This is a genomic window from Pseudoalteromonas sp. Scap06 (assembly GCF_013394165.1).
Classification (GTDB): domain Bacteria; phylum Pseudomonadota; class Gammaproteobacteria; order Enterobacterales; family Alteromonadaceae; genus Pseudoalteromonas.
This window is the reverse complement of record NZ_CP041330.1, coordinates 845,317-867,572: the sequence shown is the minus strand read 5'-3', so window position 1 is coordinate 867,572 and position 22,256 is coordinate 845,317. Positions and strand designations below refer to the sequence as shown.

The following is a 22,256-nucleotide window of genomic DNA, read 5'->3' as shown; positions in this document are numbered from 1 at the left end:
TTAATTCCAAGGGGCATAAAAAATTACTTTTTAGCTAATGCTGAGATTCTGCTTGATAGCGAGAATAAACGAATAAAGCCTTCTGCATGCGACTGGTCATAAACATCGTCTTCACCAAAGGTAGCAAAATCTTCGCTATATAAACTGTTAGGTGATTTTTTCTGAACCGCAGTGACTTGGCCTTTATAAAGCTTCAGTACCACTTCGCCCGTTGCTAGTGTAGACAGCGCTTCTGCACCGGCTAAAATAGAATCTTTTAGCGGCGTAAACCAACGACCGTCGTAGACTAAGTGTGAAAATTCACCACCGAGTACTTCTTTCCATTTACGGCTCGCTTTATCAAGTACTAACTCATCAATAGCTTGCAGCGCCGCCATGATCACAGTACCGCCTGGCGTTTCATAACAACCACGTGATTTCATGCCCACTAAACGGTTTTCTACAATATCGACACGACCCACACCATGAGGTGATGCAATATCGTTTAATTTAACTAAACAATCATAAGGTTTAAGCTCTTCGCCATTTACGGCAACTACTTCACCTTCAACAACCGATAAAGTGACATGTTCGGCTTTATCAGGCGCTTGCTCTGGTGAGTTAGTCCAGGTCCATACTTGTTCGCTTGGCTCACACCATGGGTCTTCAAGCTCGCCGCCTTCGTGTGAAATATGCCATGCGTTCGCATCACGACTATAAATTTTTGTTGCTGACGCAGAACATGGAATATCACGCTCAGCTAAATAATCTAATAGTGATTCACGGCTTGATAAATCCCACTCACGCCATGGCGCAATCACTTTTAAATCAGGTGCGAGTGCGGCAAAACATGACTCAAAACGTACTTGGTCGTTACCTTTGCCTGTACAGCCGTGAGAAAGTGCATCGGCACCTACTTTACGCGCAACTTCTACTTGCGCTTTAGCAATAATTGGACGCGCCATAGAGGTACCAAGTAAATAAGTTCCTTCGTATATAGAACCCGTTTTAAGCGTTGGGTAAATATAATCGCTTACCATCTCATCTTTTAAATCAACCACGTAACACTCAGATGCACCAGACGCTATAGCTTTAGCTTCTACGCCTTCAAGTTCTTCAGCGCCTTGGCCAACATCGGCAACAAAGGCAATAACTTCACAGCCGTAGTTCTCTTTTAACCATGGCACGATAGCCGATGTATCAAGACCACCTGAATAGGCTAAAACGACTTTTTTAATTGAACTCATAGGTGTTCCTTAACAAAATTTGGATTTAACAATGTAACTAATAGCGCATTTTGCGCATGCATGCGGTTTTCTGCTTGCTGTATAATTTTTGATGCAGGGCCATCCATTACCTCAGAAGTAATTTCAAACTCACGGTGTGCCGGTTGGCAATGTAATACCGTAGTTGCACCGGTTTTTTCTAACAATGCCTGGTTTAATTGATAAGGCATGTATTTTTCTTTTACTTGCTCAAGAGGAGTTGTATCCCCCATTGATACCCAGGTATCGGCGTAAACAACATTAGCGCCTACTGCAGCCTCAACCCTGTCACTTACCATTACAGAAGCGCCATTCATCGCTGCTATTTGCTCTGCTTTTTTAAGTACTTGCGAATCAGGTGAGCTGCCTTTTGGTGTTACAGCGACAAAGTCTGTTCCTAAAGTAGCGGCTAATAGCATTAATGAGTGTGTTACATTATTGCCCTCACCTAGGTAGGCAAGCTTTAACTGGCTAACATCACCATGTACTTCTTGTAGCGTTAAAAAATCAGCTAATGCTTGGCATGGGTGATATAAATCACACAAACTGTTAATCACAGGAACGGATGAATACTCACCGAGTGTCGTTAACGTACTGTGCTGATTAACCCGCGCAACAATCCCGTCTGCCCAAGTCGAAATATTTAAGGCAAAATCTTTTATTGATTCGCGGGCGCCCATTGCACCATTTTGTTGGTCAAGGTAAACCGCATGGCCCCCTAAACGGTTTATACCAATATCAAATGAAAGGCGAGTACGTAAACTTTGCTTTTCAAACAAAGTAACCACTGACTTACCAGCTAATACTTGGCTATATTTACTCGGGCTTTCTTTAATATCTTGCGCTAACTTTAATAAATTTAGTGCGCCTTGTTGGTCTAATTCTAGACCCGTTAAAAAATCTTTAAACATGTTCAACCTATGGTGTTACTTTAGTTCCGACATGCTCGCCTTGCAGCAAAGCAGTTAAGTTTTCTGGCTTTTGCCAGCTGGAAATGTACACACCGCGTCGTAAATGTTGGGCAGCGTGAAGACTGGTCTTAACTTTGACCTCCATCCCGCCCACAATTACTCCCTCTGCAATTAAAGTATCAATGTGTTTTGTGTCAAGTTGATGTAAAGGCTGCTTATTGGCATCAAGTACCGCCTCTACGTCCGTCATAAAAATAAGTTCTGCATTTAAATTATTTGCCATTGCGGCGGCTGCTTCATCTGCATTAACGTTGTATAACAAGCCCTGTTCATCAAAGCCGATAGAGCTGATGATTGGTAACCGGCCAACACTGAGTAAATCATCAATAATAGAATCAGCATTGTTGTGACATTGACCTACTTGACCCAATGCTTTTAATTTTTGCGAGGCGGTGATCCCTGCTTCATATAAACTTAACCCCACCGGCTTATGACCAACACTAATTGCTTGCGCCATGAGTTGTTTGTTTGCCGCACCCGCAAGGGCTCCAACAATATAAGGCATCTGTTCTTTAGGGCTAATACGTAAACCTTGGTGTTTAGCACTGGCAAAACCAGCCTCTTTTAACCAGCTATCAACTAATGAGCCACCACCATGCACAATCACAAACTGAGCATCATCTTGCTCGTTGAGTATTTCAAATAATGCTTTAGCGGCATTTTCAGTATTGAGTACTGCACCACCGAGTTTAATAACCCACGTTTTACTGCTCATCTAAACGCTCCTATTAGACCTGTAGTGTGGGGAAGCCCCATTGATAAATTAATACATTGCAAAGCCTGACCAGCTGCCCCTTTTAATAAGTTGTCAATTGCTGCCATTACTATTAACTGTGAGCCTTGCTGCTGCCACGCAATATCTACATAAGGTTGTTTGGCCACCCCTTTAATCGAAGGGATTTTGCTGCCAAGCAAACGAATTAATGGCTCATCAGCCAATACTTGATAAGCTTTAGCTACTTGCTCACTGGTCACACCCGGCTTTAATTGCACATAAATAGTTTCTAAAATACCGCGCGGAAAATTACCTAAATGAGGAGTAAATAACACCTCATGACCTAGGTGCTGTTGTATTTCAGGCCCGTGACGGTGATTAAACAAACCATAGGGTGCAAGTGATACCTCACAAAAATGAGTCCCTAGGCTGGCTTTACGCCCTGCGCCCGTTACGCCAGAAACTGCATTAATAATAATTTTTTCATCACTCAACAAACACGCTTGCTGAAGAGGCTTTAATGCATTTAATGCAGCCGTTGGATAGCAGCCAGCAACAGCAATTAACTGAGCATCAGTAATGGCTTTACTATTCCATTCAGCAAGACCATAAGCCGCTTGATTAAGTAGTTCTGGGTGTTGGTGTTCAAAACCATAATAAGTAACGTAATCATCATTACTTGCAAGACGATAGCCACCGGAAAGGTCAAATACCTTTTTGCCCATCGCTAAAAACTGAGGCGCTAAATCCACACTTACTTTATGATCGGTGCACAGACAAACGTAATCTGCTGAATGAGTGATATCAGCAAGTGCATGTTCATTTAGTGGCTGCAGAGGTAAATCAAGTAATCCTAAATGCTCAGGATACAATTCACTAAGCAATTTATGTTTATCTAAACTTTGCGCTGATACATAACAGCCAGTTAGCGAAAGAGTTGGATGTTTTGCTACTAAGCTAGCCAGTTCTGCGCCGCTGTAACCGCTGGCACCTATAATTACTACGTTCATTATTTACTCTTTATCTAAAATTAGTGACCACATTCCATGTTGTTTGTTTACACTAGGGTATAACCCAGCCAAACAGATTAAATTTATGAGTGATAACTATCGTCGTATTATTTTCATGGCGTAACTTTAATATATTTATGCTTAAAAAGTGAATTGATATTCATCATAAATACTTTTATATTGTTATGCAATTAAAATGAATACTTATTTTGGAATTTTTTATGTCTCTGCCGTCATTTATTTCGATGTACCAGCAATTGATTGCTGCCCCCTCTATTAGTGCCATTGAAGATCATTTATGCATGAGTAATAAGAGTGTCATTGAATTGCTAGCGCAATGGTGTCAAAGCTTAGGTTTTACCTGTGAAATAATAGAATTAAAAGGCAACAAAGGCCGCTACAACTTATTAGCAAAACGCGGTCAAGGTGACGGCGGTTTAATGCTGGCAGGTCACACTGATACGGTGCCATTTGATGATAGTCGTTGGAATCACAACCCATTTAAATTAACTGAGCGAGATAATAAACTATATGGCTTAGGTAGCATTGATATGAAAGGTTTTTTTGCTTTTGTACTGCAGGCTATTAGTGAGCTTGATGAAAAGCAACAAACACAACCAATTTTAATATTAGCCACCGCAGACGAAGAAACCACTATGGCTGGCGCACAACAAATCTGTAAGCACCCAAATTTAAAGCCAAGTCGCTGTATTATTGGTGAACCTACTGATATGACGCCGGTATTTACTCATAAAGGTCATATGAGTACAGCAATAAGAGTTGTCGGCCGTTCAGGACATAGCTCAGATCCCGAACGGGGTCTTAACGCCATCGAAGTGATGCATAAAGTGATTACAAAATTGCTAATCTTAAAAGAACAACTTAAGAATAAATATTCAATAAATCACTTTGAAATTCCTTACCCAACGCTCAATTTAGGCAATATTCATGGGGGCGATAATGCGAATCGGATTTGCGGTTGCTGTGAAATGCACATTGATATGCGCCCTCTTCCTGGCTTAAGTGTACAAGAGCTGCAAGCATTGCTGCTTGATGCAACCTACGATATAAATCAGCAATACCCTAATTCGGTCAGTGTGATTGATTTACATGAGCCAATTCCAGCATTTACAGGAAGCACAGACAGCGCGTTAGTTAAACTTGCCGAAAATATAGCAGGGCAAAAAGCAGTGGCTGTTAATTACTGTACTGAGGCACCATTTATACAACAACTGGGTTGTGAAACCATCGTCATGGGACCGGGTTCAATTAACCAAGCGCATCAGCCCGATGAATATTTAGCGATGGAAAAAATAAAGCCTTCGCAACAAATTATCAGCAACCTCATAAAGGCGAGTTGCTTTTAATCAGTAACAAAAAAGACGCTATTAAGCGTCTTTTTTATAGCATTTATATTTAACCTGAACTCTGAGTAATATATCTATCTCAAGCAGCTATTTTTAGCGCTAACTGCGTTGAATTTACTTGCAATAGGCTAGCTATTGACGCGTAAGTTCGCCTTGTTTTCACTGAAAATCTCTGGCTAGAGAAAATAAACATAAATATCATCTTTGATTCAATATGTTAGTAAATCTCTTAACCAGAGTTCAGGTTAGTTACATATATTTTCGTAAATACTTTTTAAATACAGGGTCGGTTTGAGCTAGTTCTTTCTGCTCATCTAATATCTCTTTTAATATTGCACCTGATGTAAGCGGATTCGCAAGCACCACTCTAAATACCACGGTTGGTTGGTTATCATATTGAACTGGCGTTAAACGTGTACGCGATACAAACGAGCGACCTGATTCACGTTGACGTTTTTGCATGCTTGCAGTAAAACGATTAAGCGCGGCAAAAATATCTAAACGGGTTTGTGCGTTGGCCTGTGCTATCGCATTTTTAATTTGCTTAGGGACATAACGATAAGTTAGCAAACATAGCTCAGGTTCTGATATTAATTCAAAGTCTTCATCTGCTTTTATCAAATCAGCAAAGTAACGGGCTTTTTTAATACTGCGATCGATAAGCATTTCGTAGCCTTTACGACCAATAACACGTAAGCAAGCATGCACTAACATCGCCATACCAGGGCGGCTCCCCTCAAGGGTATGGCTGCCTAAATCTTTAGAGCCTTTACGTAAAATATATTCAGCATGATGCTCTATGGCATCAGTTGCAGCAGGGTCTTTAAACAGCACCAAACCTGCTCCCATCGGTACATACATTTGTTTATGCGCATCAATGGTGATTGAATCTGCATGCTCAATACCTTTTAAAAGGTGCCTATGGGTATTAGACAGTAAAGTAGCTCCGCCCCACGCCGCATCAACATGAAAATGGCAATTAATTTCTTGTGCTAAATTAGCCATGTCTTCAAGTGGATCGATATTACCAGTTTCAGTCGTTCCGGCTACACCAATAATTGCCATCACTTTAATGCCTTGCGCTTCAAGCTCTAGCGCTTTTTCTCGCATAGAATCTACATCAACTTTATTATCAGCCGATGTTTTAATACCAATTAAATTCTCACGGCCAATACCTAGTAAATCTACCGATTTGCCCAACGAGTAATGACCTCGCTCAGAGATTAAAACCGCCAGTCCTTTGTAACCATAATGAAGCATTCCCGCCACTAAACCTTGTGCAGCAATGCCTTTAAAGTTGCCATCTGCTTTTAATAAGCGGTTGCGGGCAATCCAAAGTGCTGTAATGTTAGCTACTGTGCCACCAGAGCAAAATGCTCCTAAAGAGGTTTTTGCACTGTGCATCCATTTAGAATAAAAGCCATCATTTTGTCCATAAGCTAGATGATGCATCATTCCTAAAACTTGACGCTCTAATGGGGTAAACGCTTTTGAGGTTTCTATTTTTACAAGGTTTTGATTTAGCCCAACCATTAATTTAGAAAGCGGCAGTAAAAAATGTGGCAGAGCAGATGTCATGTGACCAATAAAGCTTGGCGCTGCGGTATGTACAGAATGAGCAACCAGCTGTTCCATAATATCTTGGGCATAGCAAGACACAAACGTTGGCTCTTCAGGGATAGCCGCCGATTGAAAATCTTTTTCTATTTCATGTAATGGTTTTTCAATTGCCGCGATATTTTCGTTTAAGAAACCTGCTAAATTACTCGAAATTTCAAGCTCTATTTTGCTCAAAGTTGAGTCAGGGGCCTCTGGAACGGTAAATATCCGTTTGAGGCTTTCTTTAGAGGCGACGGCACAACGCTTTTGATCCATCTTCATACCTAGTGTGTGACTAAAACACCTGTTAGTTTGTAAAACACGCTAATTTAAGGTGTTTTTAAGCAACGGCATTTCTAAAAAATTGCGCTAACTTTACTGCAATATGACAAAAATGTCTCGTTTTAAGCCATAAAAGACAATACAAAATAGATAACATTTCACTATTTTTTATATTTAGTACAAAGGGTAATTAAAATATTGGGCATTTATAATTTTTAAGTATAATAAATCTAACAAAAAATAAGGATGTTACATGCTAAAAGGAAATCTAAAATTAACTCGGTTGGCGCTCGGTACCGTCTTTTTTTTAGTCAGCTTAATAATCTACAGTTACTACACCTACACTGCCATCAATAATGATGTGATACGCAGCATTGATAATCGTTTATTAAATGCAGCCACCAGCGTAAAGTACATTTTAGGTAGTGATTATCACGATAAAGTAGCGCAAGAAATTAGCTTTTCAAGCTATCAAAATAAAGCCGACCAGCTTTCGGCATTGGCCAATGATTTAAATATAGATTATTTATATTCAATGGTACTGATTGATGAGAATGTTTATTTTACTGCCTCTAGCTACACTCAAGATGATCAAAATAACGGTAAAGTTACTCAGTTTTTAGATCTTTATCCCGAAGCCACGCCAATAACTATGGCTGCATTTTTATCAACGGCCCCTATTTTTGAAACCTCAACAGCGCATCGCGGCCATTCTAAAACAGTATATATTCCTCATCTGGCAAAAAATGGCAGAACCTATATTACAGCTGCAGATATTAGCGTTGATAAAATTAGCAATGCGTTAAAAACAGACTTATATCAATCTATGTTTCATTTTTGCTGCGTAATTATTATTTTATTAATAGTTTATATTCTTTATTACTATGGAGTACGTCGTTCATTAATGAGCGACCATGCAAGCGGATTTGAAAATCATATTGCCTTAGAAAAACGGCTAAAAAAAAGCAATGAACATCATTTACAAATTGCGATTATTTTAGTGAACGAAATTGATAATATCAGCCGTTTTTTTGGCACAAAAACAGCCGATGAAGTGATGAAAAAGCTGCTCACTCACTTTAAGCAGCAAGCCCGTTTGCACGCACGTATTTATCGTATTGCAACTAATAAACTCGCTATTTTGACTGATAAAGAAACTCCCTTTGATGAGCTATATAGCATCATCCAGTCACATGATAAAAATATACCGTTTTTAAATCAGCCTTTTATTTATATTACCCTTAACGCTGGTGTAGCTAGAGGCAATAAGTCATTACTGCTTAAGAATGCTCATATTGCGTTACTGCAATCTAAGCAGAGCGATCAGAGCATAGTTAACTACTGTGAGGCAATTAACGACGCTAAATCTCTATATTTATATAATGTTGAAATAGCAAAAGAAATTCGTGAAGCATTTGATGCTCATCGTGTTGTTCCTTACTTCCAGCCGGTTATAAATACTCATACCGATGAAGTTATTAGGTATGATTGCTCACCGAGAATAGTCACTTCACAAGGGGAGATTTTAACCCCTGATACCTTTGCAAATGCACTAGATAGACTGCGTATGAATGGCATGTTAACCCATACCCTATTTACTCAATGTGTTTCACGTTTTCGTAAATCGGCAATTTGTTGGGAGCTAACAGTGTGCGCTGAAAACATTGCTGATCCCACTATTTATGATCATATTGCCTATGAACTTCATCGCTATCCTAATCCTGAAAATATCACTATTTCAATTTTAGAGTCGCAGGTTATTTCACATTACTACGAAATAAAGTCATTTATCGCAATGGTAAAAAGTAAGGGAGCAAAGGTGGTGATGCACTGCTGGGGTAATGAATTTATTAATACCCTCAATACGTTAAAAGTGGAGGTTGATGGTATTAAACTCGATGGTGCAATCACAAAGCAGCTGTTAAATGATGCAAATACGTCGCTATTTATAACCTATATCGCTGATATAGCTCAGCAGCTTGAACTTGAATTGGTTATTGAAGCGGTAGAAAGTAATACAGTTGCAGAGTTGCTCAGCCAGCTAAATGTGACGCTGATGCAAGGTAGCTACCTTGGCAAATCAACGCCACATGTTACTGACTTTAAAAAAGCAATGAATTAGTTATTAAGATTAATGGCTAGTCGGTGGCTTTGCTGACCACTGGCCCAGTACTTACGCTCAAAAGGGGTAATTGCTTCGTCTGATTCAAACAATACAGTTTCACATGGATGCCCTGTTAATTCGAGCGCTCTGGCAAACTCTTTAACATAGATATCCCAGTTACTGCGCACTTCAAGCAAACCACCTAGTTTTACAATAAAGGGGAAGATAGCCGCCCCATGCCAGCGCCGTTGAATGTGCTTAGACTTAGGCCACGGGTTTGGGTATAGCAAATAATGATGAGTAGGCTGCCAATTAGCAGCGACAGCTAAACGCCAAAAATCATTTAAGTCAGCTTGCACCAAAATGTATTGACCACTCTCAGTTTGTTTATACTCAACATCATGCTTATCAAGTCGGTGAGATGACTTATCAATACCCACAACTAACGCATCAGGATGACGTTTCGCTAAATTAGCAGTGCTTTCGCCAACGCCACAACAGGAGTCTAGAATAAGCGGTCCATCAAAGGCTTGCACCTTAGCATTAACTTCATCAAATGCGGTTTGAGTATGCGCTGCAATTGGCTTTTTAAACTCGGCTTGTAAGTGTTTATTAACTATTTCATCAAGCTTTTCATGAAGTCCCGCTTGATTAGATACAATACTACGTGAATTTGCATCGCTCATTAGTGTCTTAGCCCCACACCTTTTTTAATTAGCGTAAGTGCTAAAGTAAATAATACGCTGATAAACACCAACAACACCGCAATCGCAACCGTTAAATCAACATCAGAAACACCTAAAAATCCGTATCTGAATGCGTTAACCATATAAATGATCGGGTTTATTTGCGATACCATTTGCCAAAAATCAGGCAGTAAAGTGATTGAGTAAAACACTCCGCCTAAATAAGTTAGAGGCGTTAAAATAAAGGTCGGAATAATACTTATGTCATCAAAGCTGTTTGCATAAATAGCGTTGATTAACCCGCCCAAGGCAAACACCGCCGAGGTAAGAATAACAGTGGCTATAATCACAAAAATATTATGTATTTGTATATCTACAAAAAATAAAGAAACGCACGTTACAATAAAGCCCACCATAATGCCTCGGGTCATGCCTCCGCCCATATAACCCAACACAATGATGTAATTAGGCACAGGTGCAACCAATAACTCTTCAATACTTTTTTGAAACTTAGTTGAGTAAAAGCTCGAAGCCACATTCGAGTAAGAGTTTGTTATAACTGACATCATAATAAGGCCAGGAACAATAAACTCCATGTAACTAAAGCCGCCCATATCGCCAATACGCGAGCCTATTAAGTTCCCAAAAATAACAAAATATAAGCTCATAGTAATCGCTGGCGGCACTAAGGTTTGCACCCAAATACGCAAAAAGCGAATACACTCTTTAATCCAAATACTTTTTAAGGCTACGCCATATTTAAACATTTATTCGCCCCGCCCTTGCTCTAATAAACCTACAAATAATTCTTCTAATCGATTTGCTTTATTACGCATGCTTAGCACAGTATTACCTTGTTCGGTTAACGCGCTAAATACAGCATTAAGCCCTTGTGATTTAGCCACCTCAACTTCAATGGTGTGATCATCAGTCATGGTAAAATTATACCCTTCAAGCGTCACCGGATTGGTAGGCTGTTTTAAATCCAATACAAAGGTTTCTTTGTCTAATTTAGCCAACAAGGCTTTTATGGTGGTGTTTTCAACTATACGGCCGGTATCAATTATAGCGATGTTTTTACACAGTAGTTCGGCTTCTTCAAGGTAGTGAGTGGTTAAAATAATGGTCACGCCTTGTTCGTTGATTTGTCTTAAAAACTCCCACATTGAGCGGCGCAGCTCTATATCAACGCCCGCAGTTGGTTCGTCTAAAATAAGTAACTTTGGTTCATGCATTAAGGCGCGTGCAATCATCAAGCGACGCTTCATACCACCAGAAAGGGTACGCGCTTGCTTATCTTTTTTCTCAAGTAGCCCAAGTTGTGCTAAGTACTTGTCAGCACGTTTGTGCGCTTCGCCGCGCGGTACACCGTAGTAACCTGCTTGATTAACGAGTATTTGGCTTAGGGTTTCAAACTGACTGAAGTTAAACTCTTGTGGCACTAAGCCCAAGTTGGCTTTCGCCGCTTCAAGGTCGGTATCAATATCATGACCAAATACTTCAACTTTACCTTTGGTCTTATTTACCAAAGAAGATATCACCCCAATAGTGGTTGATTTACCCGCTCCATTTGGACCTAACAGTGCAAAAAAGTCACCTTCATGCACTTGTAAATCAACGCCTTTTACTGCCTCAACCCCATTTTTGTAAACCTTGGTAAGGCCTTCAATATTTAAAGCAATATTTTGCTTATTCATTTCTTACCCTCACCATAACCCCAGCGCTTTGTGAGATTATGTTCAATATTTAAATGATCTAAAATTCGCGCCACCATAAAATCAACTAAGTCTTCTATGCTTTGTGGTTGATGATAAAAACCAGGTGCAGCGGGCATGATAGTGACCCCTAAACGCGACAATTTAAGCATATTTTCTAAGTGAATTTCGCTAAACGGGGTTTCGCGTGGCACTAAAATAAGTTGACCTCGCTCTTTTATCACCACATCGGCGGCGCGCTCTAATAAATTATCTGATGCGCCGACTGCAATCGCAGACACAGATCCTGCGCTACATGGACATACTACCATTTTTTTCGGCGCTGCAGAGCCCGAAGCTACAGGGCTGAACCAGTTATCTTTGCCAAATACCTTTAATTGTTCGCTCTTGGCGTTAAATAATGCACTTAACTGCTCGGTAGCTTTATCTTCATTCCCTGATAACTTTATATTAGACTCGGTATCAAAAACTACACGCGCGGCACTTGAAATAAGCACATACACTTGAAATTGTTGTTCAAGTAACACTTCCAACAGCCTTAATCCATATGGTGCGCCTGATGCGCCACTAAATGCTAAGGTAATTGTATCTTTAAATTGCACATTATTCTCCGCTGTATTTATCGGCCAAACCATCAACAAGTTGCAGATGAAGACCATTAAAACCACCATTACTCATAATTAAAACATGTTGATTTGGCTCAATATTCTCAAGTACTGTATCAATAATAGCGGTTGTAGAATCAAAGCATTGCATACCCGCTTTGTCAGCTTGCTCTTTAAGTGACCAGTTTAAATTTTCTGGCTCAAATAACAGCACGTCGTCTGCATCGCGAAGTGAATCGAGAAGTGTAAATTGATGCACTCCCATTTTCATGGTGTTAGAGCGCGGCTCTAAAATCGCAATAATTTTTTCATCCCCCACTTTAGCACGCAGCCCCGCAAGTGTTGTTTGAATCGCGGTTGGGTGATGGGCAAAATCGTCATACACTTTAATATGATTAATATCTGCTTTAAGCTCCATTCGCCTTTTTGGGCTTATAAATTCACCCAAAGCTTCAATACTGTGTTCTATTGCAATTCCCACATGGCGTGCTGCTGCAATAGCCATCATGGCATTTTTAACGTTATGCTCACCAATCGCTTGCCAGCTAACAACGCCTTGTAACTGCTTATTTAGTAAAACATTAAATTGAGAACCATCGGCTTTGAGTAATTCATAATTCCAGTCATCGCCTAGAGTTTCGCTCTCGCTCCACAAGCCTTTTGTAATCACATCGCTCAGTGCTTCATCATTTTTTGGCCACAGCACTTTGCCGCTTTGCGGTAGTGTACGAATCAAATGGTGAAATTGTTTTTTAATTGCGTTTAAATCTTCAAAAATATCAGCATGATCAAATTCAAGATTATTTAAAATAAGTGTTCGAGGTAAATAATGAACAAATTTGCTGCGTTTATCAAAAAAGGCCGTGTCGTACTCATCGGCTTCTATAACAAAAAATGGCGTTTGCCCAACTCGCGCAGAAAGACCAAAATTTTGTACAATTCCGCCAATTAAAAAGCCAGGCTTTAAACCCGCATATTCAAGTATCCACGCCAACATACTGGCGGTGGTTGTTTTACCATGAGTTCCTGCCACAGCCAGCACCCACGAATCTTGTAGTAAGTTATGTTTTAGCCACTCAGGTCCTGAAGTATAAGGCAGGCTCTTATCGAGTACATATTCAACACACGGGTTACCACGGCTCATAGCATTACCAATAACAACGATATCTGGAGCTGGCTCTAGTTGAGATACGTCATAGCCCTGTGTTAGTTCAATACCCAGTTCTTGTAACTGAGTACTCATTGGTGGGTAAACGTTTTGATCTGACCCAGTAACGTGGTGACCCAATGATTTAGCTATAGCGGCAATACCACCCATAAATGTGCCACAAATACCCAAAATATGTATATGCATTTACTATCCTTTCATCCTGCGCGGAGTTTGCTCTAGGGCAAAATTTAATGGCGCTATAATGCCAAAATTTAGCTTAAGTTACCATTAACCCTTGGCGCAAGTAAAAAAGCCTCCCAAAGTGGGAGGCTTTCCTGAAGATTAATAACTTATAGCATTAAAAAGAATATTAAACCGACACCTAATAATAAACGATAAATAACAAATGGTAGCATTCCCATTCGCTCAATCACTTTTAAAAACATAAAAATACAAGCATAAGCTGATAAAAACGACAGCACTACACCTAACAATAATGCCGTCCAATCTACGATATGATCGCCAAGGGCAAGCTCTGCAGTATAATAAATACCCATCATTGAAATGATTGGAATAGCTAATAAAAACGAAAAGCGCGCTGCACTTTGTTTGTTCATACCTAACATTAAACCCGCTGTCATGGTAATACCTGAACGTGAAGTGCCAGGGATCATTGCAACGGCTTGTGCAAAGCCAATAATGAGGGCCGTTTTCCAGTTTAGCTGATAGATTGTTTTTATTTGCTTACCTTTGGCATCGGCGTACCAAAGCAATAGACCAAATACGATTGTTGTGGTCGCAATCACCCATGCACTGCGTAAGTACAGTTCAACAAAATCTTTTAATAACAAGCCTAAAATAGCTGCTGGCACGGTACCTAAAATGATCCACCAACCTAGTTTGCTATCATCTGTTGTGCCCTGCACGCCAAACGATTTAAACCAAGCACCGAGTATATCGGCTACTTCTTTACGGAAATAAATAACAACCGCAATTAAAGTGCCTACGTGAACAGCAACATCGAACGCTAACCCTTGATCCTCCCAGCCTAAAATTTGTGATGGTAAAATTAAGTGTGCCGAACTCGATATAGGTAAAAACTCAGTAAATCCCTGAATTAGGGCTAAAACAATTATTTCTATAATACTCATGGGTTAGAAAACTCCACCTTCCATAGCTTTTGTTGAGGGTTGTTATATGCATTCCATATTTGGGCAATCGTTTGTTTTGCTACCGGATGATAAAAATCAGGGGCCACCTCAGCTAAAGGCTGCAAGACAAAGGCATTTTTAGTAATTTCGTCACGCGGTAATTGTGCTGGGCTCTCGCAAATTACATCATCATAAAAGAGTAAATCGAGATCCAGTGTACGTGGGCTAAACTTTTTATCATTTGCTTGGCGACCATTGTCGCGTTCAATTTGTTTTAATAACGCGCAAACATCAACAAGCGCCATGTTAGTGGTGGCTGCAAGTACTGAGTTATAAAAGTTATTACCGGCAAAACCCACAGCTTCACTTTCAAATACTGATGAGTGATGTGTGTTTTCAAAGTGCTGATTTAACGCCACTAGAGCACGCCGAATATGCTCTGCCTTGTTAATGTTTGAACCAAGGCTAATAAATATCTGCGCCATTTAAGCCGTAGCCTTGATGCGCGTAATCTCTACACCCACAGTTTGCGCTTGTGAAACTGCAGCGGGCTTGCTAACTCTTATCGTTACTTGAGGAGTATTAAATTCGGTTAAGATAATTTGCGCTAATTGTTCCACTAGCGTTTCTAAAAGTTCGACTGGTTTAGCCGTGCTGTGCTCGATAACTCGCTCACTCACCTTAGCGTAATCTAATGCTAAGTTAATATCGTCGTTTTGTGCTGCGGGCTTAATGTCGCTTAGCATTTCAATATCAAAGTATAGGCTTTGTTTACTTTTCTTTTCAAAATCATACACCCCGATAATCGTTTCGACATGCAATTGTGATATAAATACCTTGTCCATTGATACTCCAAATGACTGTAACAAGTCACTGAGTTAATTACATATTGTATCAATCAAATTAATACTGTATATACTTTAATCAGTGTTTAAATATACTAAAATTACTTCTACAATAGAATAATTACAAAATTGCGAGTAATTTAAGAAACCCGTAAATTTTGACGCCAATAATAGCTTAAAAGTAATGATTAAAAAATAAGGAAGCGCGTGTTAGTCATTTTAATGTTTGTATTAGCCTATTTGCTCGGCTCGATTTCATCGGCCATTTTAGTGTCGCGGCTATTCAAACTTCCCGATCCACGCACAAATGGCTCCAATAACCCAGGAGCAACCAATGTTTACCGTTTAGGCGGCGCTCTCCCCGCATGCTTAGTGTTAATATTTGATATTTTAAAGGGCACTATCCCTGTTTGGGGCGCTTACTTTTTAAAACTTGAGCCGCTAGAGCTCGGTTTAATTGCGGTTGCAGCATGCTTAGGGCACATGTACCCATTATTTTTTAGTTTTAAAGGAGGGAAAGCGGTCGCAACAGCATTTGGCTCGTTACTGCCGATAGGGCTCTCTTTAGGTGGGTTATTGATTGGTACTTGGCTGATTATTGTCGCGATTACCCGCTACTCATCCCTTGCAGCGTTAGTAGCTGTGACGCTAGCACCTTTATATACATGGTGGATAAAGCCGTTATATACCTTACCAGTGACCTTTATTACGCTACTGATCATTATTAGGCATCGCACTAATATTGTGCGTTTATTTAAAGGTGAAGAACCAAAAGTAGGGACTAAACAAGCCCCTACAAATGATAAGAAGTAATAACTAACCTAGGTTCTGGTTAACTATATTGCTTCTAGGCTATCGATTGGCCAGCGCGGTTTAGTTTTCATATCAAGCGTAGCAAACTGCCCCGCTTTTAAACGCTGCATACCAGCATAAGCAATCATTGCGCCATTGTCGGTACAAAACTCAGTGCGTGGGTAATACACTTCGCCCTTCATACCTTGCATCACACGCTCTAGTTGCAAACGTAGTTGCGTATTAGCACTTACACCACCGGCTATGACTAAACGTTTAATACCTGTTTGCTTTAGTGCTCGCTTACACTTAATCACTAGAGTATCTATAACAGCTGTTTGAAATGCATGGGCAATATCTGCTTTAGTTTGCTCGTCACTATCATTTTCACGAATAGCAATCGAAGCGGCGGTTTTTAGGCCACTAAAGCTAAAATCAAGACCAGGCTTATCTGTCATCGGGCGTGGAAAAACAAATCGTTTGGCAACGCCTTGCTCAGCCATTTTAGCTAAACGAGGACCGCCAGGGTAATCAAGTCCTAGTAATTTAGCTGTTTTATCAAATGCTTCACCTGCAGCGTCATCTACCGACTCACCCAATACTTCATATTGGCCAATACCCGCGACCTTTACCATCATGGTATGACCGCCAGATACGAGTAAAGCAATAAATGGAAATTCGGGAACGTTTTCCTCAAGCATTGGCGCTAATAAATGCCCTTCCATATGGTGCACTGCTACAGCTGGAATGTCCCAACCATACGCTAAAGAGCGACCAATTGAGGTACCTACTAACAATGCCCCCACTAAACCAGGTCCTGCCGTGTAGGCAATGCCGTCTAAATCTTCAGGTCCACAGCCAGCTTGCGCAAATGCCGCCTCGATAAGCGGCAATGTTTTACGTACATGATCGCGAGATGCAAGTTCAGGTACCACACCACCGTAATCAGCATGTACTTTTACTTGGCTATATAATTGATGAGCCAGTAGCCCTTTTTCATCATCATAAATAGCAATACCAGTTTCATCGCATGATGATTCAATGCCTAAAATTCGCATTGTTAATTCTCCTGCCACCTAACAAGGTGTTTAAAACAAATAACTTAAAGTGCTAAACCGATGTTAGTTTGGCCATCAGCAAGGACATGCTTTTTCAATGCTTTTACATTTTCAGCAGTAATACGCCCCATAGCTTCTACAAAATCAATTAGTTCACTTAATACTTCTATTTCGTATTGCATTAGTGGGTGTTCACGCACTGCTTTGTTATCAGCAACATCCCCTTCAACCGTCATTTGATACTCAATAAAGCGAGCCACAGTTGCCTGCGATATTTTACTCACATTAACAAATTCTTGCTCGTCTTGTGCTAAAAGGCCATGCATTAAGCTCAATAATGAAGTTGCAGCGTCAATCGCAGGGTAAGTGCCAAACATATCAAAATCAGCAAGTTCAGGTACATTAGGCTCAATTTTTTCGACTTGCTTTTCTAAGTCAATTTTACTTTTAGGAAGCAGTATCTTTTCCCAACATACATTTAAAGCATTACGTAAAATAACCTCATCGCCAAAACCGGTAGCCTCACTAAACAGTCCATAATTAGGCAACATACGCTCTATTAACGCACTGGCCAATACCGCTTTTTGCAGGTAATTTAACTCTCTAATACGCTGAAAATTATTCGCTTTTGTCATTCTTTAAAGTCCCACATGACCAACAAAAATCAAATGTTGATCCATTATGCTCATTACAGTTAGGGCACACCCAATCTGGAGCGGATTGTTTTACTTGCTGATAGTTTACCAATATTTCGCGTGCATGGCGCTCTTTTATCGCATAAACCTGCACACTTACTTGTGTTTGCTCAAACGGGATCTCGCCCATTGCACCTTGCAGCATTTCACCTTTAATTTGACACTCAATTCCCGCATTCAGAATCAATCCTTTTATAATATTGGCCTCTAAACTATTTTCTGCGTTATAAAGCGTAACCCAATCAAATGATGTTATATTTGAATCGCTATTATTAATATTTTGCAATATCCACCTCATTTACTTTATGTGTACAATTTGCCTGCGTAACCTAAAGCAAATAATATGATTTAAGGACACATTATGACGCTAACTACTCCAGGTTTACTTTTTCCAGCAATCTCGTTGTTGTTACTCGCCTATACAAACCGATTTTTAGTGCTAGCGCAACTAATACGAGAACTGAATGCACGTGAAGGGGAATCTATTCGTCCTGTTGTGGTGGCGCAAATAACCAACCTTAGAAAGCGAATAAAATTAATAAGAACCATGCAAGTATACGGAGTGGCTGCTTTTTTATTATGTACGCTATCTATGTTCGCATTATTTATAGAGTTTAATACCACGGGCATTATTTTATTTGGTGTCAGTTTAAGTTGCTTAAGCTTGTCTTTACTCACCTCCTTATTTGAAATTCACATCTCTTGTGATGCCATAGAAATTGAATTGCAAAACATTGAAAGTAAGCCTTTAAGTAACCGAGTAAGTAAAAATTTTATTGAGCCCAACCCTAAAAGCAAAAACAGTAATTAACAAACCGAAATTCTAAGAAAACGGTTATAAAATTGCACAAATTAGGCTAATGATAAAACCCAACAGTTACTTAACATTACCCAAAGGTATAACAATTTTTAGCAACTATTCTCTTTAAATAAGGCAAAAAGAAAGTTAATCTAATGAGGTGGTTAAAAACATTACTTCAACTGAACTATAGGGATATAAAGTCAGTATTTAATCTGTAATTCCCCTAGCTTACCTATAAAAAAGGACTATATAGTGAGATTTGAACAATTAGAACAATTTGTAGCGCTTGGCCTACTTCGTCATTTTAGGCAAGCTGCAGAACAAACTCAAATTAGCACATCGGCGTTAACTCGAAGTATTCAAACTCTTGAAACAGAGCTTGGCTATGAGCTTGTTACTCGCTCTACTCGCTCGGTTAAATTAACTCAAGCAGGCGAACTTTTCCTCGACTTTGCAAAAAATACCCTCAATGAGCTAGAACAAATAAAACATCGTGCTTTTCAGTCAATTAATGGCACTGAAGAGAAAAAACTGGTTATTGGTTACACCACAACAACTAGCAGCATAGTACCAATTACCTGCGGTGAATTTTTAAGCCAATACCCGCATGTTAAAATCGAAATGCAGCTACAAAACAAAACTGAGCTTCATAGAAAGTTACTTCAAGGCGAAATTGACATTAGTGTATGCTCGCAAATAGTCAATAGCATTGGTAGCGACATACAATTACCTGATCAGCTTATTTTATTTTGTTCAAAACAACATCCTTTAGCAAATAAAAGCGATATTAGTAAAAAAGAACTCGAAAGTTATCCAATGTTCAGTTGTTTTTCACAGTCAAAACAAGTGCAATCAATGCTTAATGAAGTAGTAGACTCATTAAATAAAGTATCAACTATTAAAGTGGGCAGTATTGAGCAGGTCATGGCTGGACTTGAAAAATCAGACCATTTTGCGATTGCCGGTATTGAACACACCAGCTCTGTGGCAGAAAACCAAAATTTGATTCAACTTAAAACTAATAACGATATTAGCCATGAGCAACTTATTGTGCAAACCAGCCAGCAAATAGAAGCGGGTGAGCATGTTGATCACTTACTCTCGCTAATAAATAAAGTATCAAAAGCATAACATTACACCATGCGCTTTATACCAACTTTATTAAAAACATGATCATTTTAGCGTATTAAATAAATCGCTAGCTGCGTTAAAAATTATTCATATAGAACAACTATATGTCATTATTTTTGCCTTGCTATTGACTTATTTACTTGTCGCTATAATGGAGCACTCATTTAATGTAATTGGTATGATAACAGCTATAAATTTGTAGCTTTAAAGTTTTTTTACATTAAACTAACGCTCCCTACTATTATGACTAGCGTTAATGAACAACTTTACAGCTTCTGGAATTTATCTAGAGCAGATTGAAACGCATGGTTATGCCATTATTGAAAACGCCATTGATAGTGACCTAATCTTTGATTTAATGGCAGATTGCTACAGAATAAATCCACACTTTAGCCTTGCTGGTATTGGTCGATTAAATAACTTGCAAATTGATAATACAGTTCGTAAAGACAAAACCTATTGGTTTGATGGCAGTTCAAATGCACAACTTGGCTACCAGCAAGTAATGGAAGCAGTTCGTAATACGCTTAATCGAACTTTCTTTATGGGTTTGTTTGATTATGAATGTCACTATGCAAAATATACGCAAGGTGATTTTTATAAAAAACATGTAGATGCATTTAAAGGTCGTTCAAACCGTGTTTTTACTACCGTATTATATTTGAACTCTCCAGAGAAAGGTGGAGAGCTAGTTATTTACAAGCCTAAAAGTAAAGGCATAGAAATAGTAATAAAACCCACAGCAGGCACTTTGGTATTATTTGAAAGCGAACGCTTTGTACATGAAGTACTTCCTGCTGTTGATAACCGCTATTCGATTGCTGGTTGGTTCAGAAAAAACGCGTCAATTAGTGGCATTATCGACCCACCCCGTTAAGCAAAAACGGGGTAAGAAAATAATAAACCAATAAAAATAGCCAGTCCTACGTAATGGTTATTTAAAAATGCTTTAAAACAATTATCTCGCTGGCGTAAATGAATCAAACGCTGTTGATACACAAGTAACATTGCTGCAATAGCTAATCCCAACCAAAAACTAAATCCTATTTGATTCATCAACCCAATTAAAACCATCAACGCAAAAAAGCTAAAGTTAAGTAGCGCTATAATATGGCGGTCATAACTGGCGAATAAAATAGCGGTTGATTTTACTCCTATTTTTAAATCATCGTCTCTATCAACCATTGCGTACATAGTGTCGTAAGCCACCGTCCAGCAAATATTGGCAATAAATAGCAACCATGCCTGCACGGGTAGAGAGTTTATTGATGCCATAAAAGCCATAGGGATTGCCCAACCAAAAGCCGCGCCCAATACAACTTGAGGAAGTTGCGTGTAACGTTTCATAAAGGGATAACAAAACGCTAATCCAAGTGCACCAAACGATAACAAAATAGTATTGGTATTAAGCAGTAATACTAATATAAAAGCGATGACAACGAGTAATAAAAACAAACTAATTGCTTCGCCACTACTTACCGCTCCGGTCGCTAGCGGCCGCTGACAAGTACGCTTTACTGAGCCATCAATTTTTCTATCTGCAAAATCATTGATAACGCATCCTGCGCTTCGCATAACTATTACCCCAAGGGTAAACACAATGAAGTTCGTTAAGCTAGGCAGACCATCATTCGCTATCCATAGTGCCCAATAAGTTGGCCAAAGTAGCAATAAAGTGCCTATGGGCTTATCAATTCGCATTAACTGGATGTAATGGGGAATATGATTAACAGACAAAGCGGCTAGTTTCATGAGTATAAGTAAGCTCCTGGTAAAAAAACCTCACAGACCAAAAATTGATAGTTATGTAAAGAAAATACGCTGCGCCTGCCCAGCAAAGAGTGATTCGGTAAATTAAGTTCGCTCACCAGTGATTGCAATGAGTGATTATCATCAAAGCGAGCAATTTCAATATCAGTGCGCCTTAACGCAGGATCTTGAAAGATAACATCACCTAACGGGCGTTCTCCCATATTGTGCAGCTGATTGTTTGTATTATTACTTGTTACTGGCAACCAACTTTGAGCATAAACAATCGGTTGTTCATCACACAACAGTAACACTTCACGGTTAAGTACTGTACTTACCTGCTTACTTAATAGCGTTTGCTGTGATTGAGAAAGGTCTACTTTTTGCTCACTCAACACTTTTACAGCAAAACGCTGAGACTGACTTTTTAATTTAGCCGTTAAAGAATGCGGTTCAAATAACCACTCTTTCTCAGCGTTAGATAAGCCAGTGACTTGAGCGGTACTCTGCCAATCAGCAGATAAAGAAAGAGGAAAAGTAATCACAATAACTCTACTTGAAAAAAATCAGAGAGATCATAACATT

Annotated in this window: 24 protein-coding genes; 6 read left to right on the top strand and 18 right to left on the bottom strand. The window is 39.4% G+C overall.

Annotation, left to right across the window (positions count from 1 at the left end; all coding sequences use genetic code 11):
• Window positions 1-23: 23 nt before the first annotated feature.
• From FLM47_RS03965 to argC, 4 genes are read right to left on the bottom strand one after another with little or no spacing between them, the layout of a single operon-like run.
• A complete protein-coding gene (locus FLM47_RS03965) occupies window positions 24-1,226 on the bottom strand; it encodes an argininosuccinate synthase (RefSeq protein ID WP_138605071.1) in 1,203 nt (400 codons plus the stop codon).
• A complete protein-coding gene (locus FLM47_RS03960; RefSeq protein WP_010391031.1) occupies window positions 1,223-2,155 on the bottom strand; it encodes an ornithine carbamoyltransferase in 933 nt (310 codons plus the stop codon). The genes FLM47_RS03965 and FLM47_RS03960 overlap by 4 nt, the downstream gene beginning before the upstream one ends.
• Before the next feature lie 7 nt (window positions 2,156-2,162).
• The gene (gene argB / locus FLM47_RS03955) at window positions 2,163-2,930 is read right to left on the bottom strand and encodes an acetylglutamate kinase (RefSeq protein ID WP_178955321.1); all 768 of its coding nucleotides are present in this window, start codon (window positions 2,928-2,930) and stop codon (window positions 2,163-2,165) included.
• Window positions 2,927-3,940, bottom strand: coding sequence for an N-acetyl-gamma-glutamyl-phosphate reductase (gene argC / locus FLM47_RS03950; RefSeq protein ID WP_178955319.1), 1,014 nt, complete (start codon window positions 3,938-3,940; stop codon window positions 2,927-2,929). The genes argB and argC overlap by 4 nt, the downstream gene beginning before the upstream one ends.
• Before the next feature lie 221 nt (window positions 3,941-4,161).
• On the opposite strand from argC, the gene argE reads away from it, so the two are divergent.
• Entirely contained in the window at window positions 4,162-5,307 is a 1,146-nt protein-coding gene (gene argE / locus FLM47_RS03945) for an acetylornithine deacetylase (protein ID WP_178955317.1), read from the top strand.
• A gap of 249 nt (window positions 5,308-5,556) precedes the next feature.
• Here the strand turns inward: argE and panP are convergent, their stop codons facing one another.
• Entirely contained in the window at window positions 5,557-7,182 is a 1,626-nt protein-coding gene (gene panP / locus FLM47_RS03940) for a pyridoxal-dependent aspartate 1-decarboxylase PanP (RefSeq protein ID WP_178955315.1), read from the bottom strand.
• A 259-nt stretch (window positions 7,183-7,441) separates the two neighbouring features.
• Here panP and FLM47_RS03935 point away from each other — a divergent pair, with 259 nt between their 5' ends.
• A complete protein-coding gene (locus tag FLM47_RS03935; RefSeq protein WP_178955313.1) occupies window positions 7,442-9,310 on the top strand; it encodes a GGDEF domain-containing protein in 1,869 nt (622 codons plus the stop codon).
• Here the strand turns inward: FLM47_RS03935 and FLM47_RS03930 are convergent.
• The 8 genes from FLM47_RS03930 to folB form a co-directional block, all read right to left on the bottom strand.
• On the bottom strand, window positions 9,307-9,978 hold the full coding sequence (locus FLM47_RS03930; RefSeq protein ID WP_178955311.1) for a tRNA (guanosine(46)-N(7))-methyltransferase TrmB: 672 nt from the start codon (window positions 9,976-9,978) through the stop codon (window positions 9,307-9,309). The genes FLM47_RS03935 and FLM47_RS03930 overlap by 4 nt on opposite strands.
• Window positions 9,978-10,745 (bottom strand): ABC transporter permease, encoded by a 768-nt coding sequence (locus FLM47_RS03925; protein ID WP_010391022.1) that lies wholly within the window; start codon window positions 10,743-10,745, stop codon window positions 9,978-9,980. The genes FLM47_RS03930 and FLM47_RS03925 overlap by 1 nt, the downstream gene beginning before the upstream one ends.
• A complete protein-coding gene (locus FLM47_RS03920; protein ID WP_178955309.1) occupies window positions 10,746-11,675 on the bottom strand; it encodes an ABC transporter ATP-binding protein in 930 nt (309 codons plus the stop codon).
• Window positions 11,672-12,295, bottom strand: coding sequence for a flavin prenyltransferase UbiX (locus FLM47_RS03915; protein ID WP_178955307.1), 624 nt, complete (start codon window positions 12,293-12,295; stop codon window positions 11,672-11,674). Before FLM47_RS03915 ends, FLM47_RS03920 begins: the two co-directional genes overlap by 4 nt.
• Before the next feature lies 1 nt (window position 12,296).
• The gene (gene mpl / locus FLM47_RS03910) at window positions 12,297-13,652 is read right to left on the bottom strand and encodes a UDP-N-acetylmuramate:L-alanyl-gamma-D-glutamyl-meso-diaminopimelate ligase (RefSeq protein ID WP_178955305.1); all 1,356 of its coding nucleotides are present in this window, start codon (window positions 13,650-13,652) and stop codon (window positions 12,297-12,299) included.
• A gap of 146 nt (window positions 13,653-13,798) precedes the next feature.
• Window positions 13,799-14,599 (bottom strand): undecaprenyl-diphosphate phosphatase, encoded by an 801-nt coding sequence (locus FLM47_RS03905; RefSeq protein WP_178955303.1) that lies wholly within the window; start codon window positions 14,597-14,599, stop codon window positions 13,799-13,801.
• Complete coding sequence (gene folK / locus FLM47_RS03900; protein ID WP_075170695.1) at window positions 14,596-15,084, bottom strand: 2-amino-4-hydroxy-6-hydroxymethyldihydropteridine diphosphokinase; 489 nt, start codon at window positions 15,082-15,084, stop codon at window positions 14,596-14,598. The genes FLM47_RS03905 and folK overlap by 4 nt, the downstream gene beginning before the upstream one ends.
• On the bottom strand, window positions 15,085-15,444 hold the full coding sequence (gene folB, locus FLM47_RS03895; RefSeq protein WP_178955301.1) for a dihydroneopterin aldolase: 360 nt from the start codon (window positions 15,442-15,444) through the stop codon (window positions 15,085-15,087).
• Between the two features lie 207 nt (window positions 15,445-15,651).
• Here folB and plsY point away from each other — a divergent pair, with 207 nt between their 5' ends.
• Window positions 15,652-16,257, top strand: a complete 606-nt coding sequence (gene plsY, locus FLM47_RS03890; RefSeq protein WP_010391012.1) for a glycerol-3-phosphate 1-O-acyltransferase PlsY — start codon at window positions 15,652-15,654, stop codon at window positions 16,255-16,257.
• Window positions 16,258-16,280: 23 nt separating this feature from the next.
• Here the strand turns inward: plsY and tsaD are convergent, their stop codons facing one another.
• Genes tsaD through FLM47_RS03875 form a run of 3 tightly spaced genes read right to left on the bottom strand, consistent with a single transcriptional unit; the run spans window position 16,281 to window position 18,287 of the window.
• Complete coding sequence (gene tsaD / locus FLM47_RS03885; RefSeq protein WP_178955299.1) at window positions 16,281-17,294, bottom strand: tRNA (adenosine(37)-N6)-threonylcarbamoyltransferase complex transferase subunit TsaD; 1,014 nt, start codon at window positions 17,292-17,294, stop codon at window positions 16,281-16,283.
• Window positions 17,295-17,338: 44 nt separating this feature from the next.
• Window positions 17,339-17,929 carry a YjaG family protein gene (locus tag FLM47_RS03880; protein WP_178955297.1) on the bottom strand — a complete coding sequence of 197 codons (591 nt, stop codon included), beginning with the start codon at window positions 17,927-17,929 and terminating at the stop codon, window positions 17,339-17,341.
• On the bottom strand, window positions 17,913-18,287 hold the full coding sequence (locus FLM47_RS03875; RefSeq protein ID WP_372239236.1) for a DUF2007 domain-containing protein: 375 nt from the start codon (window positions 18,285-18,287) through the stop codon (window positions 17,913-17,915). The genes FLM47_RS03880 and FLM47_RS03875 overlap by 17 nt, the downstream gene beginning before the upstream one ends.
• A gap of 63 nt (window positions 18,288-18,350) precedes the next feature.
• Between FLM47_RS03875 and FLM47_RS03870 the strand changes: the two genes are divergently transcribed.
• From FLM47_RS03870 to FLM47_RS03860, 3 genes are all read left to right on the top strand, one after another.
• The gene (locus tag FLM47_RS03870) at window positions 18,351-18,800 is read left to right on the top strand and encodes a DUF2721 domain-containing protein (protein WP_138605088.1); all 450 of its coding nucleotides are present in this window, start codon (window positions 18,351-18,353) and stop codon (window positions 18,798-18,800) included.
• Between the two features lie 243 nt (window positions 18,801-19,043).
• Window positions 19,044-19,922, top strand: coding sequence for a LysR family transcriptional regulator (locus FLM47_RS03865; RefSeq protein ID WP_138605089.1), 879 nt, complete (start codon window positions 19,044-19,046; stop codon window positions 19,920-19,922).
• Window positions 19,923-20,178: 256 nt separating this feature from the next.
• Window positions 20,179-20,799 (top strand): 2OG-Fe(II) oxygenase, encoded by a 621-nt coding sequence (locus FLM47_RS03860; RefSeq protein WP_178955295.1) that lies wholly within the window; start codon window positions 20,179-20,181, stop codon window positions 20,797-20,799.
• Here FLM47_RS03860 and ubiA read toward each other — a convergent pair.
• Window positions 20,796-21,674: a 4-hydroxybenzoate octaprenyltransferase gene (ubiA, locus tag FLM47_RS03855; protein WP_178955293.1), complete on the bottom strand. Its 879-nt coding sequence runs from the start codon at window positions 21,672-21,674 to the stop codon at window positions 20,796-20,798. The two genes, FLM47_RS03860 and ubiA, sit on opposite strands and share 4 nt — an antisense overlap.
• Window positions 21,671-22,216: a chorismate lyase gene (locus FLM47_RS03850; RefSeq protein ID WP_178955291.1), complete on the bottom strand. Its 546-nt coding sequence runs from the start codon at window positions 22,214-22,216 to the stop codon at window positions 21,671-21,673. Before FLM47_RS03850 ends, ubiA begins: the two co-directional genes overlap by 4 nt.
• Between the last annotated feature and the right edge of the window lie 40 nt (window positions 22,217-22,256).

What these genes read in the sequence shown, in the direction of transcription:
- FLM47_RS03965 (WP_138605071.1), bottom strand. Translation starts at nt 1,226, where the DNA reads ATGAGTTCAATTAAAAAAGTCGTTTTAGCCTATTCAGGTGGTCTTGAT.
- FLM47_RS03960 (WP_010391031.1), bottom strand. Translation starts at nt 2,155, where the DNA reads ATGTTTAAAGATTTTTTAACGGGTCTAGAATTAGACCAACAAGGCGCA.
- argB (WP_178955321.1), bottom strand. Translation starts at nt 2,930, where the DNA reads ATGAGCAGTAAAACGTGGGTTATTAAACTCGGTGGTGCAGTACTCAAT.
- argC (WP_178955319.1), bottom strand. Translation starts at nt 3,940, where the DNA reads ATGAACGTAGTAATTATAGGTGCCAGCGGTTACAGCGGCGCAGAACTG.
- argE (WP_178955317.1), top strand. Translation starts at nt 4,162, where the DNA reads ATGTCTCTGCCGTCATTTATTTCGATGTACCAGCAATTGATTGCTGCC.
- panP (WP_178955315.1), bottom strand. Translation starts at nt 7,182, where the DNA reads ATGGATCAAAAGCGTTGTGCCGTCGCCTCTAAAGAAAGCCTCAAACGG.
- FLM47_RS03935 (WP_178955313.1), top strand. Translation starts at nt 7,442, where the DNA reads ATGCTAAAAGGAAATCTAAAATTAACTCGGTTGGCGCTCGGTACCGTC.
- FLM47_RS03930 (WP_178955311.1), bottom strand. Translation starts at nt 9,978, where the DNA reads ATGAGCGATGCAAATTCACGTAGTATTGTATCTAATCAAGCGGGACTT.
- FLM47_RS03925 (WP_010391022.1), bottom strand. Translation starts at nt 10,745, where the DNA reads ATGTTTAAATATGGCGTAGCCTTAAAAAGTATTTGGATTAAAGAGTGT.
- FLM47_RS03920 (WP_178955309.1), bottom strand. Translation starts at nt 11,675, where the DNA reads ATGAATAAGCAAAATATTGCTTTAAATATTGAAGGCCTTACCAAGGTT.
- mpl (WP_178955305.1), bottom strand. Translation starts at nt 13,652, where the DNA reads ATGCATATACATATTTTGGGTATTTGTGGCACATTTATGGGTGGTATT.
- FLM47_RS03905 (WP_178955303.1), bottom strand. Translation starts at nt 14,599, where the DNA reads ATGAGTATTATAGAAATAATTGTTTTAGCCCTAATTCAGGGATTTACT.
- folK (WP_075170695.1), bottom strand. Translation starts at nt 15,084, where the DNA reads ATGGCGCAGATATTTATTAGCCTTGGTTCAAACATTAACAAGGCAGAG.
- folB (WP_178955301.1), bottom strand. Translation starts at nt 15,444, where the DNA reads ATGGACAAGGTATTTATATCACAATTGCATGTCGAAACGATTATCGGG.
- tsaD (WP_178955299.1), bottom strand. Translation starts at nt 17,294, where the DNA reads ATGCGAATTTTAGGCATTGAATCATCATGCGATGAAACTGGTATTGCT.
- FLM47_RS03880 (WP_178955297.1), bottom strand. Translation starts at nt 17,929, where the DNA reads ATGACAAAAGCGAATAATTTTCAGCGTATTAGAGAGTTAAATTACCTG.
- FLM47_RS03875 (WP_372239236.1), bottom strand. Translation starts at nt 18,287, where the DNA reads ATGAGGTGGATATTGCAAAATATTAATAATAGCGATTCAAATATAACA.
- FLM47_RS03870 (WP_138605088.1), top strand. Translation starts at nt 18,351, where the DNA reads ATGACGCTAACTACTCCAGGTTTACTTTTTCCAGCAATCTCGTTGTTG.
- FLM47_RS03860 (WP_178955295.1), top strand. Translation starts at nt 20,179, where the DNA reads ATGAACAACTTTACAGCTTCTGGAATTTATCTAGAGCAGATTGAAACG.
- ubiA (WP_178955293.1), bottom strand. Translation starts at nt 21,674, where the DNA reads ATGAAACTAGCCGCTTTGTCTGTTAATCATATTCCCCATTACATCCAG.